Genomic DNA, 16,137 nt, shown 5'->3' with positions numbered 1-16,137 from the left:
AGCCTATAGCAGCTGAATCCTTGTATCCATCCGACCGCAGTATGAATATCCCAGCTTATTGACGCCCCTCAGCAGCCGTTTAAAAAACGTAACAGGGGCCTGCTGCACACCACAATGCAACAAACCCCTGCGATTCAGTCCTTATGTTGTTGTTTTAGTTTCTGCTTTAGCTGCGTTTACGGCGCACCGTCAGGACCGCACCGACGGCAATCAATACAGCTGCAAGGATTGCCAACACCCATACATTGGCACCCGTCTGAGCAAGGACCTTCTTCTCGACCTTGTTCACATTAGCAACGGGAGTCTCGGTCTTCTCTGCGCGCTTCGCTGGAACCTGTGGAGTGGCATTGAAGTGTGCTGGTCCTGCAGGGGCCTTGTGCGGGGAGAACCCTAGGGCTGCGGCCACGATTCCCAGTCCACCCAAAGGCAGCAAAATCCACCACGGGAAAGAGGGCTTTTCCACGAGCGGCTCGTCTTTTTCCACCGTCACGGTCTGCGACTGAGCCTCGTAGTCCTCGTGCTTTGCCACAACCGTCGTTTCGTCATTCTTTTTGAAGAGCTTTTCAAAGACAACGAGCGTTTTACCTGCGAATTCGCCGCTTACGTTAAATGTAACGTCAACGGAACCGTTGGCCTGTTCAGCCTTGATACCTGTACTTGTCTGGGTGTCTTTATCCATCAGTTCACCGCGAAGCACATACTCTTCACCCGGAGTAAGTCCCGTGTATTCCACGGTGTCTACGATGGTACCGCCCGGGGATATCCTGATCCAATTTATCCAGCGCGGTGGTCTTCAACGTTGTCTCTGGCGAAACTTCCGGTTCCACAGGTGTGCCGTCTTGAGGATTAACAAATTTAATGCTCAAGAGGTTTTGGAAGCCAAGCTGTTCCTGGGTCTTGTTGCTGTACGGAGTGTAGATGGCCAAGGTAGCTTGTTTGGAGTCTACTTCTTTGAGCACGACCGGAGACTCTGCTTGTCCAGTAAGGTTTTTGAAAGCCTGGTCAATTTGGCGATGGCCTGAAGTAGCCTCGTACAGGTATTTCCCCCAGTCGCTATCCGACCAGTACCACACAGCCAGCTGCGTAGCGTAGCGGAACTCATTGTCCGTGAGATTCAGGGCAGACTTCAGGCCTGCTGCGTCATGGCTGTAACCGTTATAGATAGCCTTCAGCACTCCTGCATCCGGGTCGCTACCTTCTCGCCAACGGTGAGCAAACTTTTTCAGAGAAGTATCAAAATTGGCCTTGTACCTGAGATCAACGCCAGAATTGTAATAGCTTGCCAAGTCAGATGGCTGGGCATCCTTACGCATCGGTGGCGCTGAATTCATGTTAAAGCAGTACGCAAGCTCAGTTTCTTCCTCCGTCGCAGATTCCGGTTGAACAACGAGAGGCGGGACAGGAGAGAATTGATGAACTCCATTCCCATAAGGATTTTGGATTGCTACACGGCTATCCATGTAACCAAGATAAGGGGCGTCATTTTCAACAGCACCAGCGCTAATACTTGAGGTGAAAGAGAGCGCTACGCCCGTGATAAGTGCGGCAACCCTTTTTAAGGTATTCTTTTTCATTTTTCTTTCTGAGTGGGTCCGGATACTTCCGGTTTTTCAAAAAAGTGTCAACCACTCACAATGTTCCGGAAGTAAGGAAAAGCACGGCATACGCCTTGAAGAACCTGTGCACATCAAACTTACAAGACGCTAATTCTAGGAATATACAACAAAGGTTTAACGCGTACTATTCATTGAAAATTTATGAAAATTTAACAGGTAAAAGCTTTCATAAAACGCACTTCAACTGCATAAATAAAAAGTCCACCCCTGCAGTAACCCTGCTTTTCCTTTGAAAAAAATCACACTTTTCCCTGAAGGATTTCCACCTTAAGGAGACTCAGATAGTGTTGCAAAAGATCCCGAATCAGAGTTTTAACTAAAAGCCGATTTTCTTCCTGCTGGGGACCTCAGACACCCCCACATATGAACGTCGTTAACAATTATCGTCGGCTAACGGATCCTTTCCCCCAAGTAGCATTTCACAACGCTTGTAATCTTCAAGCGACGCAAAGTGCCGAGAATACAGGTCCGTGTCCTCATCAACTTTTCCGTAGAGCGCCGGAGCCACATCGACGATATGTCTTAAGATCACAGCCTTATTTTCCGAGGATCCTCTAGGTGTCTCCTGCTCTCTGGCGCGCGCTTCTACGCGCGAATAAGCTTCAGCATCGCTATCCGCATACACCAAGTACCAATCCTCACGAAAGAAACTTGGCCGAGGATTCTCGTTGTGATCCGCCAACTCAAATATGGCAATTCCCACATATGGTTCCATAACCACATCGTTACCATAAATGTGAAAGCGGAAACAGGGGTCACCATCTCCGCCCCGGAGACAAGTACAAGCCGTATCTTCTTATTAAGTCGCTGACTACATAGCAAAAGCTCCCTAGGAGTGAGATCTAATTTCTTAGACCAACTTCCTAGGGAGCTTAGGACTATGACCGTTTAGAGGTCGTAGGCCTCATCCAGTGGCACAGAAGCGCCGGTAAACTCACCGTAGCCGTCATCGCCATAGATGGAGTCTCCATAAGTCGGGATTGAGTAAGCCGCATTGCGAGCTGCCTCAGTCGGCTTAACGGAGATGTTGCGGTAACGGGAAATACCGGTACCGGCCGGGATCAGCTTACCGATGATCACGTTCTCCTTGAGGCCGATCAGCTTATCGGACCGCTTGTTGATGGCGGCGTCGGTAAGCACGCGTGTGGTCTCCTGGAAGGACGCGGCGGACAGCCACGACTCGGTAGCCAGCGATGCCTTGGTAATACCCATGATCTCCGAGCGGAGCTCAGCGGGCTGACCACCAGCGGCAATAGCCTCGGCGTTAGCAGCCTTAGCCTCCGAGAGATCAACGAGAGTGCCTGGGAGGAACTCAGTCGATCCGGACTCGATGACGGTTCCGCGACGCAGCATCTGGCGGATGATGATCTCGATGTGCTTATCGTGGATAGCCACACCCTGTGCACGGTAAACGTCCTGAACCTCGTCAACGAGGTGCTGCTCAACACCACGACGACCAAGAACCTCAAGTACGTCGTGCGGATCAGCAGGACCACGCAGCAGACGATCGCCCACGTTCACGTGGTCGCCCTCTGACAAGGTGCGCTCGATCATGGCACCCGGGTTGGACTCCATAGGAACCCGAACGGTAGCCAGACCCTGACGCTTAGAAAGCTTCTCGTAGACCACAACATCAGACCCATCATCTGGGTTGATGGTGAGGGTGTAGAAGTTGCCTTCATCCTCAAGGTGGACGGTACCTGCGACAGAAGCAATCGGAGCACGGTTCTTAGGAACACGAGCCTCGAAGAGCTCCTGAACACGAGGAAGACCACCGGTAATGTCGCCACCGACACCACCCTGGTGGAACGTACGCATTGTCAGCTGGGTACCAGGCTCACCAATGGACTGAGCAGCGACAATACCCACTGCCTCTCCGATGTCAACGAGCTTGCCGGTAGCCATGGACTTGCCGTAGCACTTAGCACACACGCCGGTCGGGGTCTGGCAGGTAAGCACGGAGCGAACCTTGACCTCAGCAACACCTGCAGCGATGAGCTTCTCGATGAGCTGATCGGTGAGGTTTTCACCAGCAGGCACCAAGACGTTGCCTTCAGAATCCTTGACGTCGACGGAAGCCACACGGACAGCGACAGAAGTCTCGATGAGGCTGTGTCCGGTGTAACCGGTGACGTTGCCCTGAGCATCCTTAACCTCGACAGCCAATGGGACACGAATGCCCTGCTTGGTGCCACAGTCATCCTCGCGGACGATAACGTCCTGCGCGACGTCCACCAGACGACGGGTGAGGTAACCCGAGTCGGCGGTACGCAGAGCGGTATCGGCAAGGCCCTTACGCGAACCGTGAGAGTTGTTGAAGTACTCAAGAACCGACAGGCCTTCACGGAAGGACGTCTTGATCGGTCGGGTGATGTAGTCACCCTTTGAGTTCACAACCATGCCCTTCATGCCGGCCAGGGTCCAGATCTGACGCATGTTACCGGCAGCACCGGACTTCACGATCATAGGAATCGGGTTGTCGTCCGGGTAGAGCTTCTCGACGGCGTTACCAACCTCGTCGGTAGCCTCCTTCCAGAGCTCAACCAGACGGTCGTAGCGCTCGCGCTCGGTCAGAGCGCCCTGCTCCCAGTACTTCCGCTCGATCTTTGCAGCCTCGGCCTCATAGCGGTCGAGGATCTCTTCCTTGTTAGGAAGAACGAGCACGTCAGACATGGTGATGGTCACGCCGCTTCGGGTTGCCCAGTAGAAGCCGGCATCCTTCATCTTGTCCATCGTCTGAGCGACAGTAATCATCGGATAGGTCGCAGCGAGGTCATTAATCACGTCGCCCAAGAGAATCTTGTTCGACCCGCCACCCTTACGGACCATAACGCCCTCAAGGTATGGGTAGTTCCACGGCAAAAGCTCGTTGAACATGATGCGACCAAGGGTGGTATCAGCCAACCAGGTCTGACCCTGCTCCCAACCCTCTGGGAACTGTTCTGCCTCGACGTCTGCCGGCGGACGCAGGTGGCTGATGCGCACCTGAATCTTAGCCTGCAGGCCAAGAACTCCACGGTCCCGAGCCATAAGAGCCTCGGCGTAGGAGGAGTACACACCGGTTGCTGGTCCGGTTTCGGTAGCAGCCTGGTATGCACCCTGGCCACCGATCTCGTCCTCAGTCTTGTCCATGGTGAGGTAGTAAAGACCGGTCACCATGTCCAGACGCGGCATGGCAAGTGGCTTACCGGATGCCGGGGAGAGAATGTTGTTAGAGGCAAGCATGAGGATGCGGGCCTCAGCTTGTGCCTCAGCAGACAGCGGCAAGTGCACAGCCATCTGGTCACCGTCGAAGTCGGCGTTGAAGGCTTCACAGGCAAGCGGGTGCAGCTGGATGGCTTTACCCTCGACGAGCTTAGGCTCGAAGGCCTGGATACCTAGGCGGTGCAGGGTAGGTGCACGGTTAAGCATCACAGGGTGCTCAGAAATTGCTTCTTCCAGAACGTCCCACACCTCAGGGCGCTGACGCTCAACCATGCGCTTAGCCGACTTGATGTTCTGCGCGTAATCGTTTTCCACAAGGCGCTTCATAACAAACGGCTTGAAGAGCTCAAGAGCCATGAGCTTAGGAAGACCACACTCGTGCAGCTTCAGCTGCGGGCCAACGATAATAACGGAACGACCAGAATAGTCGACACGCTTACCCAGCAGGTTCTGACGGAAACGACCCTGCTTACCCTTGAGCAGATCGCTCAGGGACTTCAGCGGACGGTTGCCCGGACCAGTGACAGGGCGGCCACGACGGCCGTTGTCGAATAGCGCGTCGACGGACTCCTGCAGCATGCGCTTCTCGTTGTTCACGATGATCTCAGGAGCACCAAGATCGATCATGCGCTTGAGGCGGTTGTTGCGGTTGATCACGCGACGGTAGAGATCGTTCAGGTCGGAGGTAGCAAAGCGGCCACCATCGAGCTGAACCATCGGACGCAGCTCCGGCGGGATCACCGGGATGCAGTCGAGCACCATGCCAGCTGGGTCATTGCCCGAGCGCTGGAATGCAGCAACGACCTTGAGGCGCTTGAGAGCGCGCATCTTCTTCTGGCCTTTGCCGTTGTTGATGATCTCGCGCAGCTCTTCTGCCTCAGCGTCGAGGTCAAAGTTGCGGATAAGGGTTTGGATAGCCTCCGCGCCCATGCCACCGGTGAAGTAATCCTCGTAGCGATCAACAAGCTCTTCATAGATGGTCTCATCGATGATCATCTGCTTAGGAGCAAGCTTGATAAAGGTCTGCCAGATCTCCTCAAGACGGTCGATCTCACGCTCAGCACGCTCGCGGATGTGCTGCATCTCTTTGTCTGCAGCCTTTTGCACCTTGTTGCGAGCATCGGCCTTTGCACCTGCTGCTTCAAGCTCAGCGAGGTCTTCCTCTAGCTTCTGAGCGCGCTCTGCGATCTCAGACTCAGCGTCAGCCTCAACGTCCTTCTTCTCCAAAAGCATTTCTGCCTCAAGAGTGGTCTGATCGCTGTGGCGAGCTTCCTCGTCAACACCAGTGATGATGTTGGCAGCAAAGTAGATGATGCGCTCAAGGTCCTTTGGAGCCAGGTCCAAAAGGTAGCCGAGGCGAGACGGAACGCCCTTGAAGTACCAGATGTGGGTCACGGGCGCAGCCAACTCGATGTGGCCCATGCGCTCACGACGAACCTTGGACTTGGTCACCTCAACGCCACAGCGCTCACAGATGATGCCCTTGTAACGGACACGCTTGTACTTACCACAAGCACACTCCCAGTCGCGGGTTGGACCGAAAATTCGCTCGCAGAAGAGGCCGTCCTTCTCCGGCTTCAGGGTGCGGTAGTTGATGGTCTCCGGCTTCTTGACCTCGCCTTTGGACCAACGACGAATGTCGTCGGCGGTAGCCAGGCCGATGCGGAGCTCGTCGAAGAAGTTGACGTCGATCACGTAACTCCCTTTCCCCCCGGTTTTCCCAGGGGATCGTTTCAAAAAGTGATGATGCTTTAAATTCCGCCTGCTCAGCAGCGTTAACTACCAAGCAGACCTGGTGTATTAGGCGATGTCGGCGTCGGAACGCTCGTCGCGAGACAGGTTGATGCCTAGTGAAGCACCAGCCTGGTCGAACTCGTCGTCATCCGAACCGGACAGCTCCATCGGAGTGCCGTCTGCGGAAAGAACTTCCACGTTCAAGCACAGCGACTGAAGCTCCTTGAGGAGCACCTTGAAGGACTCAGGGATACCCGGATCCGGAATGTTCTCGCCCTTAACGATTGCCTCGTAGACCTTCACGCGGCCGACCACGTCGTCAGACTTGATGGTCAGAAGCTCCTGAAGCGTGTAGGCAGCGCCATAAGCCTGCATTGCCCACACCTCCATTTCGCCGAAGCGCTGTCCACCGAACTGTGCCTTACCACCCAGCGGCTGCTGAGTAATCATGGAGTAAGGACCGGTGGAACGTGCGTGGATCTTCTCATCAACCAAGTGGTGCAGCTTCAGCATGTACATGTAGCCGACAGACACTGGGTATGGGAAAGGCTCGCCAGAACGGCCGTCGAAAAGCTGCGCCTTGCCGTTTTCGTCCACCATGACGTCGCCGTCGCGGTTTGGACGGGAGTTAGCAAGAAGACCAGCAACTTCCTCGTTGGTAGCGCCGTCGAACACTGGGGTTGCGGTGAGCGAACCAGCGGGGACGTCGTAAAGCTCCTCAGGAAGAGTCTTAAGCAGCTCAGCGTTAGCAGGATCCTCAGGATCGATCTTCCAACCAGCAGCAGCCAACCAACCAAGGTGAACTTCCAGCACCTGGCCGATGTTCATACGACGAGGCACACCGTGCGTGTTCAGGATGATGTCAACCGGGGTACCGTCAGGCATGAACGGCATATCTTCCTGCGGAAGAATCTTGCCAACAACGCCCTTGTTACCGTGGCGACCAGCGAGCTTATCGCCGTCCTGGATCTTGCGCTTCTGGGCAACGTAAACGCGAATCATCTCGTTAACGCCAGGTGCAAGATCGTCATCGTCTTCACGGGAGAAACGACGAACGCCGATGACCTTACCGGTCTCGCCGTGAGGAACCTTCATAGAGGTATCGCGAACCTCGCGGGCCTTCTCACCGAAGATTGCGCGCAGCAGGCGCTCTTCAGGGGTCAGCTCGGTCTCACCCTTAGGAGTGACCTTACCCACCAAGATGTCGCCGTCGCGGACGTCGGCGCCAATGCGGACGATGCCGCGCTCGTCGAGGTCCTTGAGCACGTCCTCGGACACATTCGGGATCTCACGAGTGATTTCCTCGGCACCCAGCTTGGTGTCGCGGGCATCAATCTCGTGCTCCTCGATGTGGATCGAAGTGAGGATGTCCTCTTCCACAACACGCTGGTTGAGGATAATAGCGTCCTCGTAGTTGTGGCCTTCCCAAGGCATGAACGCAACAAGGAGGTTACGTCCAAGCGACATCTCACCGTTGTGAGTACCGGGGCCATCGGCAAGAACCTGTCCAGCCTCAACGCGGTCGCCCAAGTTGACCAATGGGATCTGGTTGTAGCAGGTGCCCTGGTTGGTGCGCTCGAACTTGCGCAGCATGTAGGTCTCGCGGGTGCCATCATCAGCCATCACGGTGATGAAGTCAGCAGAGACGTTTTCTACAGCGCCAGCCTTTTTGTTGATGATCAGGTCGCCTGCGTCGTAAGCAGCACGACGCTCCATGCCGGTTCCCACGAACGGAGCTTCCGAACGAACCAGCGGCACAGCCTGACGCTGCATGTTCGCGCCCATGAGGGCACGGTTAGCGTCGTCGTGCTCAAGGAACGGAATCATGGCGGTAGCCACAGAAACCATCTGGCGTGGGGAAACGTCGAGGTAATCAACGCTTTCCGGTGCAACGACCTGAATGTCGCCATTCTTCACACGCACGGTAACGCTGTCCGCGGTGATCTTGCCGTTTGCGTCCACCTCAACGTGAGCCTGACCCACCACAAAGCGGTCTTCCTCATCTGCCGTGAGGTAGTCGATCTGATCGGTGAGAACGCCGTTTTCTACCTTGCGGTAAGGGGTCTCGATGAATCCGAAAGAGTTCACTCGTGCATAAGAAGCCAAGGAACCAATCAAACCAATGTTCGGACCTTCGGGAGTCTCAATCGGGCACATACGGCCATAGTGAGAAGCGTGAACGTCTCGAACCTCAATGCCGGCGCGCTCACGCGAGAGGCCGCCTGGACCCAGAGCAGAGAGACGACGCTTGTGGGTAAGACCGGACAGGGAGTTGTTCTGGTCCATGAACTGCGAGAGCTGGGAGGTACCAAAGAACTCGCGGATGGCAGCAGAAACCGGGCGCACGTTGATCAAGGAGGTAGGAGTAATAGACTCCGCGTCCTGGGTTGTCATGCGTTCGCGAACCACGCGCTCCATGCGGGAGAGACCCACACGAACTTGGTTCTGGATCAGCTCTCCGACGGTACGCAGACGACGGTTACCAAAGTGGTCGATGTCATCTGTATCCACAGGAATCACATCGCCGTTTGGTGCAACCATGGTGCTCTCGCCCGCATGGAGGCGTACGAGGTACTCGAGGGTGGTGGCGATGTCCTGCTCAGTGAGGGTCATCAAGCCCTCGTTGTCTCCACCAAGACCGAGTTTGCGGTTCACTTTGTAGCGTCCAACCTTGGCAAGGTCGTAACGCTTCGCGCGGAAGAAGGCGTTGTCTAGCAGTGACTGTGCGAGGTCACGAGTCGGCTGCTCGCCCGGACGCTGTTTGCGGTAGATCTCCAGCAGAGCCTCATCGGTGTTAGCTACACCGTCTGACTCGAGCGTGGACATCATAATTTCGGAGAAGCCGAAGCGCTCCGTGATCTGCTCGGTGGTCCAACCAAGAGCCTTGAGCAGAACCGTCACCGGCTGGCGACGTTTGCGGTCGATGCGGACACCAACGGTATCGCGCTTGTCCACGTCGAATTCCAACCATGCACCGCGTGAAGGGATCACCTTCACAGAGTGCAGCGGACGCTCGGTGGACTTATCAATCGTCTGGTCAAAGTAAACACCAGGCGAACGAACAAGCTGGGAGACCACGACACGCTCGGTGCCGTTAACGATGAAGGTTCCCTTGTTGGTCATCATCGGGAAGTCACCGATGAAGACAGTTTGGGACTTGATCTCCTGAGTTTCGTTGTTGATAAATTCTGCAGTCACATAAAGCGGCGCAGAATAGTTAATGTCCTTGTCTTTACACTCATCGATAGTGTTCTTCATGTCCTCGAAGCGTGGCTCCGAGAGAGACAATGACATATTTCCGGAATAATCCTGAATCGGAGAGAGCTCCTCCAGGATGTCTTCCAGTCCGCTGGTTACGCGGACGCATTCACCCAGCTCCTCCTGCTGGCGGGCACGCCACTCGGGCGTACCAATGAGCCATGCGAAGGAATCGAGCTGAATATCGAGAAGTCCCGGGACCTCAATAGGTTCCGTAATTTTGGCGAACGAAAAACGTTCGGGAGCCCCGGGGATATCGGCCACTGACTTGGTCTGGTGGGAGACTGCCAAGATGGGTCCTTCCAGCACCTCACGCGGCGGTGGCCCCGCAATATTGACCACCATAACCGCTGGTAATTGAGCAATCGGTCTGCTGAGGAGATAACACACCTAGATAGCACGGAATGACCTTGTCAAATCGGTTTTTTCAACCGGACTGATCAAGGTCCTCGAACTAGCCAGATACGTACTCCAGCGCAACGAAACAGCTTATACCATACTTCCCCCCTTGTAAAGGGGTGCCATACTAGTACCTCATCGCTTACGGGGCCAAAAAGCGCCGGCGGCTCCCACAATAGTCAGTATCACTCCGACCGCAAGCACAACATAATTAATAACCCGGGCAGTCTTGCCGTCCGACACGCCAGATGCCTGATGCAAAAGCTCTGATACGCGTTCTTCGCTTACCTTTCCGTTAAAGGTGAGAACGTCCTCGCGCTTGACACCTTCTGCATCACCGAAATAATCATCGATTTTTTCTTCCACGTCAACTACCAGACCAGTCTTCTGGTCCACCAGCCAGTCTCTGGTACCCGAGTGAAAGAGATAGCCAGGTGTGGTGCTTTCCCCGTCGCGGAAAGTCGTGGTGTTCAGCACCGAGTGATAGAGCTGTGCGACATTAGTGGGCTGAATCTCCTGGCGGTAGCGGTAGAGCGTACGGCCTTCTTTAACAGTTTCCTCCGTAAAAACCGCGGGGAGGGTTTTACGCAGGGTTACGTCAAAGACCTCATAGGTGGTCTTTTCTGCGTCAGTGGGAAATTTTAGCCATTGTCCGTCGATGGTGACGCTGCGCGTGGGGCTAGCCAGCTGATCCGTCATTGTAGCTTGAGATGTTGCAGCGCCAGTGCGCCGGTCAATGGAATAGGACCACACGCTGGCACTGATGAGCCGGTCAAGGTCTTTTTGCAAGCTTTCCCGCATATCGGTGACGCCAACTCGAACCGTGGCGCTCACGTTATCGCTCGGAGGCAAAATCTCCGTATGAAATTGACGTGTCACAGGAGCCTGCACCACAAGATCCTTACCAACAACGCGAGTCGTGGCTTTTTCATCCCGCAGGGTGAGAGTGGTGTGTGAGAGATTGAGAGGCAAGCGAGCATCACTAATTAAGAAGCTAGGAGCCAGTGTCCCCCACACAACAAGCGCGAGACCAAGTCCTAGGCCCAACACTGCGAGGATCCTTGACCGAGGAAGCATGACGGTGATGTTACCTTCTTTCTCCGGTCTCGGTTCAGGTGGGGTCTCCAAGCAGTGTCTGCCAGTCTCACGCTTTCGTGAGCAATCCCGCAAGCAATACTAGGCTATTTCCGCTTTGCAATGTTCCTAGCCTGGGTAAAGAACACCACTCCGCCGAGCATAGCCATTGCGCCCAGGCCAAAGAGAAAACCAGTCCACCAACCACGTTTTCTCATGGACTCACCTGTGGCAGCGATCTTCTCATTGCTGGTCTCTTGAGCCTCATCCGCTTTGTTGTCGGCGGTCTTCTCTGCCGGCTTTGCTGATGCTTTCTTCTCTGTGGACTTTTTAGCTGGTTTCTTCTTGTCTTTAGAAGCTTCCTTATCTTTTGTCGAGGGCTTAGCGGAGGAACCACCAGAGGACGACGAGGTGCTCCGTGGTTTGTTCGGCTTTGCTGCGCTGCCACCGCGATCGGAGCTCGTGCCACGAGAAGAACGGTCTGGTGTGCTCGTGTTCTGCTCAGGAGATCCTTGCTCGCTGCGTCCTCTCTCAGTGCGCGCCGAGTCGTTCGAGGCAGGCTTGCGCTGTTCCTGTTTCCGCCCTGAATCGTTAGCCGTAACCACTTTGAAGAGCGAGTCAGTCTGCCGGGACATGGTGTTTAGCTCCCGATCAAGCTCGCGGATTTCCTTAGCCAAGTTTTTTAGACCAACCGGAACAAGAGGAGACGGCGCGGAAGGTGCCGTGTCTTCTTTAGGCTCTTTCGGTTCTTCCGTCTTAGGCTGCTCAGACTCGGATTCCTTGGTCTCCGGTTCCGCTTTCTCTGGGTCCTTCTTAGGAGCCTCCGCCTCCGGTGTCTTCGGAGCAGAAGTCTCTGACTCTTGGGACTGCGGTTCCTTAGGCGTGTCCTTCTGAGTCTTCGGCTTCTCTTTTTTGCTCTCTTTGCTTTCCGGCTCTGCGGAGTTTGTTGCTTTAGCTTCATCCTTCTTAGCCGCTTCCTTCAGGGGCTTTTTATCGACGGACTTCTCTGCAATCTCCTTGAGCGATGCTTCTTTTTCTACCTGAGCAGCCCCAACCAGGAATGTGGTGCTAAAGCTGTATTTTTGGGCCGCAGCGTGGTTTTGTTCATTCTGGTCTTCCACAGAGAACGTAAACTTTGCCGTGTAAGCCCCTGGCGCGGTAAAAGCGAATGCTTGGCGATAAGAACTTCCGCCCTCGTATTCCCATGCCTGATCCAGGTCCTGGGAGTCAAAGGCCGCTTCCGCTTTCTCTTCGCCCATCTCTGCGGTCACCATGCGCCCGGGCCCATGGTATTCCGAGAGAGCTACCGTGACTTTCTTGGTAGCCGGGACTTTTTCAAAGTTAAATCCCACGGAGGGAACCTCTGGGTTGGCGTCTTTTTCCTGAGGCAGATACCACAGAGGAGCTGGTTCTTTCTTGTCCTTGAAACCTAGCAGTGCGCCTGGAACCCGTGCTTTATCACCAACTGTGATCAGTGCTTCGCCGGAGGCGTAGGACTTAGGGGTTGCGGATTCTCCAGCGAACTCGTCTTTTTTGTCCTTTGCCACCACCAGGGACGCTACGTTCTGGGATTCTTGCTGCCCTGCGGCCTTTTCCCCAGGAGTCCCCGGGATCGTAATGTTCAGGTCTCCTTTACGGAGAACTGTCTGCGGAGCCTTGGGCTTTTGGGCAAGCTTCTCCCACAGCGAGCGGACTTCTTGATCAGTCAGCTTGCTGTTGTCTTTGCCTGATGCCTCAAGTTTTTTCCCCTCTTGTATGAGCTTCTTTTCCAGGGTCTCAGGGGTCTGCTCAGGTTCCTCTAGCGGGGTTTCCTCCAAAACCTCAGGCTCTTCGGACAGGTCTTCGACGTCCTCTGATGGCTTTGTGGTGGGCTTCTTATAAGAAGTCGCGGAGGCCCCGATGGGCAGAGTAAAGCTATCGAGTTGTTTCATCGTGGACTCTAGATCGAATGCAACGCCTTTATTATCGGCTTTGCTTTCCGACGCCGCAGTCGGTTCCGCCTCGGCCCCCTCTTGAGCAAAAGCCAAAGAGTTGTGCAGCCCACACAGAGACACTGCTAAACCGACGCCAACCAGTGGTCGCCCAATACGAGTAGTGATTTGTTGTTTCCTCATGAGAAAACGGCTCCTTGTGAGTTGTCTGCCGACGTGCGGCATTTGAACAATCCGTGGCGAGGTGAAAGGCACCACGAAAGAAGGAAAAAGACTGTGGCCACGAGCACAATGGTCGCTCCTGTGGGGAGATCCAAGGCCCATGAAAGATACACGCCGACCAGGGATGAGCACGTGCCAACCCCTGCGGCAATCGCAGACATAATACTAAATTTGTCTGTCAACATTCGAGCTGTCGCTGCGGGAGTGACCAACAGCGCAAGCACCAAGATATTTCCGATCGTTTGGACAGAAATAACCACGGCGGCGGTGACTGCGACGTACAGGAGGACGTCGAGAAGCATCGTGGGCAGATTCATTGCGCGCGCGGTCTCCCGGTCCAAGGTAACCGCGGTGAGCTGTGGTGCAAGAAGAGCTAGCAGCACAATCACGACCAGGCCTACAACGGCAGTAAGAATAATGTCTTCCGTGGATACTCCGGTGATAGAGCCAAAAAGAAAGCTGGTCAGCGATGCCGTGTAGCCGTCAACTTGGGAGATAAAAACCACACCGGAAGCAAAAGCCGCGGCAAAGAAGATGCCGATAACTGTGTCTTCTTTTACGCGTCGTCGTTGAGAGAACATCGCAATAAGTAGGGCTACGACCGCGCCGGCCACCGCACCACCCACAAGCACCGACCCTTGCAGGACAAAGGCGATGGCGATACCAGGAAAGACCGCGTGAGCCACGGCGTCGCCTACAAAGGCCATACCGCGCAGCACCACGTGAGTACCCACTACCCCACACACAATCGAACTGATCACTGAGATCAGCAAGGCTTTAGGCAAGAAGGCCAGGGCGGGGTTACTCAAATCGGAGAAGAACTCCATGAGCGAAATCATGGCGCTGGCACTCCTTTCTGTGCGTTGCGCGCATCCTCGCGGCGTAAAGCGCCGACAGACACAAGCAAAGGCGAGTGCTCACTCACGCTAAAAGTCTCGATCCAGGGCTCTGGCCGTTCCAGGTCATCCGGCGCTGCATCCGCAACGATCTGGCCGTTGAAAAGGAGGATGCGGTCACAGGAACTCACCGCCTCAACCAAGTTGTGCGTGCTCATTACGATAGCGGTGCCCTCCTTGGCCAACCGGTGGAATAGTTCCAGCAGGGATTCGGCAGAAGGCATATCCAACCCGGTAAAGGGCTCGTCAAGGAAGAGCACCTTCGGGGCGATGGAAAGCGCACGCGCGATAAGAACTCGCTGCTTCTGCCCACCGGATAGCTCACCGATAGGTCGGTCTGCCAGGTGGGTCATCCCCACCATGTCTAGCGCACGGTGCACCGCATCGAAGTCCTTTTGCCCGGCGCGCTTGAACCAACCAATCAGCCCTGTGCGCCCGTTCATCACAAGTCCATGCACGTCGATGGGATAATCCCACGCAAATTCATGACGCTGCGGCACATAACCGGCATGGTTACGCACGCCGCGCCCCTGGGTGCCCGATATAGATACATGCCCGGAATCTGTTGGTATGAGACCCAAAATTGCACGCATCATGGTGGTTTTGCCGGCACCATTGGGGCCAATCAGGCCTACAAATTCGCCTGCGCGCACATCAAAATGTATGTCCTTCATTACGGTGCGACCTCCCAGGCTTACGCCTAGACCGCGCACTTCAATGACGGGTGCAACACTACTCATCGTTGCCCATTCTGTGCAGCTGTTTCTTTACGTTTCTTTGCTGATGCCCGCATGCGGAGCCCAGCGATCACAAATCCCAGGGCGATAAGAATCATCGCGATGAAGATCCATACGGCCACGGAGCTTGAGTTGTCCTCGGCAAGTGCGTCCTTTGCTTTAGTGCTTGTCGAAGCCCCCTTATCCCCGCTCTTTGTTGAGCTCGGGAGGAACTCGCCATCCCACTGTGCGGACTTTGCTTCCTCCAAGGATTCTTTGCCCACTGCAAAGGTCAGTACTTCGGTGATCTCCTTGGTGGTGCCGTCGAGAAGCGGAATGAGCGCACGTACTGCCACCTTATGCACGCCTGGCTGCGTAAACACCCAGTTAGCGTGCGTATGGGTGTTTAAATCCACCCACATCGGCTGGGACTCCTTTTTTTCTGAGGTCCACAGCACCTGCGGCTCTGCAAAACCGCCATTTTGTAGGAACAAAGAGAATTGCCCGTCGCCTTCATGGCCTGCAAATTCCAGCGTGATGCCGCGATCAGCTGTTTTGGTCAGCGCAGGATTTTGGGTGTTCCACCCCAACCATGGCACCCCATGTACCTCGCTTTGTGGGATCACCCACACCTGAGAACCTGGCTTTGCCCCAGTGAAGTCAAAGGATTGTGATCCTTCGGGCAGAGTCTGCTTGGCACTGTCATCCACGAGGAAAACGGTGTCTGATAGGTGCCGCCACTTGGGTGGGAACTCCGAATCATCGCGCACCAAAAAGCGGGTTTCCCCAGAATCTGTGTTCACCACAGGTCCTAGATCAGCGTGTCCATGATCGAATACTTTTTGGGTACCGAGCGTCACCACGTCTTCGGTGTCCGTCACTGTCTGTTCTAGGGATGGGTCATCCTGGCTCTGGGCTACAGCAACTGCTGGGAAAGCAACATGAGTAGCAGCGACAGTGGCAACCGGCACTGCAATGCTCGACACGATTGCCATACCTGTTGCAAGCACTCCGACGCGTGCCTTGTTCACGCAGACAGCTGGGGCCTTAAGTTTAAGATTGATAGACACTGGTTTTGCTCCGATTA

10 protein-coding genes are annotated in these 16,137 nt (G+C 55.0%); all 10 read right to left on the bottom strand.

Annotated features, from left to right (window positions below):
* Positions 1-166 precede the first annotated feature (166 nt).
* The gene (locus ET810_RS12650) at positions 167-733 is read right to left on the bottom strand and encodes a VaFE repeat-containing surface-anchored protein (protein ID WP_233426079.1); all 567 of its coding nucleotides are present in this window, start codon (positions 731-733) and stop codon (positions 167-169) included.
* On the bottom strand, positions 705-1,574 hold the full coding sequence (locus tag ET810_RS12645; protein WP_225870232.1) for a thioester domain-containing protein: 870 nt from the start codon (positions 1,572-1,574) through the stop codon (positions 705-707). The genes ET810_RS12650 and ET810_RS12645 overlap by 29 nt, the downstream gene beginning before the upstream one ends.
* A 415-nt stretch (positions 1,575-1,989) precedes the next feature.
* On the bottom strand, positions 1,990-2,331 hold the full coding sequence (locus tag ET810_RS06705; RefSeq protein ID WP_087453365.1) for a DUF4288 domain-containing protein: 342 nt from the start codon (positions 2,329-2,331) through the stop codon (positions 1,990-1,992).
* Between the two features lie 173 nt (positions 2,332-2,504).
* Entirely contained in the window at positions 2,505-6,515 is a 4,011-nt protein-coding gene (locus ET810_RS06700) for a DNA-directed RNA polymerase subunit beta' (RefSeq protein ID WP_087453364.1), read from the bottom strand.
* 105 nt (positions 6,516-6,620) lie between these two features.
* Complete coding sequence (rpoB, locus tag ET810_RS06695; RefSeq protein ID WP_171483329.1) at positions 6,621-10,121, bottom strand: DNA-directed RNA polymerase subunit beta; 3,501 nt, start codon at positions 10,119-10,121, stop codon at positions 6,621-6,623.
* 225 nt (positions 10,122-10,346) lie between these two features.
* The gene (gene pgfA, locus ET810_RS06690) at positions 10,347-11,288 is read right to left on the bottom strand and encodes a cell envelope lipid trafficking protein PgfA (protein WP_087453362.1); all 942 of its coding nucleotides are present in this window, start codon (positions 11,286-11,288) and stop codon (positions 10,347-10,349) included.
* Between the two features lie 104 nt (positions 11,289-11,392).
* The gene (locus ET810_RS06685) at positions 11,393-13,399 is read right to left on the bottom strand and encodes a hypothetical protein (protein ID WP_134316165.1); all 2,007 of its coding nucleotides are present in this window, start codon (positions 13,397-13,399) and stop codon (positions 11,393-11,395) included.
* Positions 13,396-14,277, bottom strand: coding sequence for an anchored repeat-type ABC transporter permease subunit (locus ET810_RS06680; RefSeq protein WP_134316164.1), 882 nt, complete (start codon positions 14,275-14,277; stop codon positions 13,396-13,398). Before ET810_RS06680 ends, ET810_RS06685 begins: the two co-directional genes overlap by 4 nt.
* Positions 14,274-15,074 carry an anchored repeat-type ABC transporter ATP-binding subunit gene (locus ET810_RS06675; protein ID WP_087453359.1) on the bottom strand — a complete coding sequence of 267 codons (801 nt, stop codon included), beginning with the start codon at positions 15,072-15,074 and terminating at the stop codon, positions 14,274-14,276. Before ET810_RS06675 ends, ET810_RS06680 begins: the two co-directional genes overlap by 4 nt.
* Positions 15,071-16,120: a choice-of-anchor M domain-containing protein gene (locus ET810_RS06670; RefSeq protein WP_134316163.1), complete on the bottom strand. Its 1,050-nt coding sequence runs from the start codon at positions 16,118-16,120 to the stop codon at positions 15,071-15,073. Before ET810_RS06670 ends, ET810_RS06675 begins: the two co-directional genes overlap by 4 nt.
* Between the last annotated feature and the right edge of the window lie 17 nt (positions 16,121-16,137).

This window comes from Corynebacterium silvaticum (assembly GCF_004382825.2).
Lineage (GTDB): Bacteria > Actinomycetota > Actinomycetes > Mycobacteriales > Mycobacteriaceae > Corynebacterium > Corynebacterium silvaticum.
The sequence above is the reverse complement of the archived record's forward strand: the minus strand, read 5'-3'. Positions and strand labels throughout refer to the sequence as shown.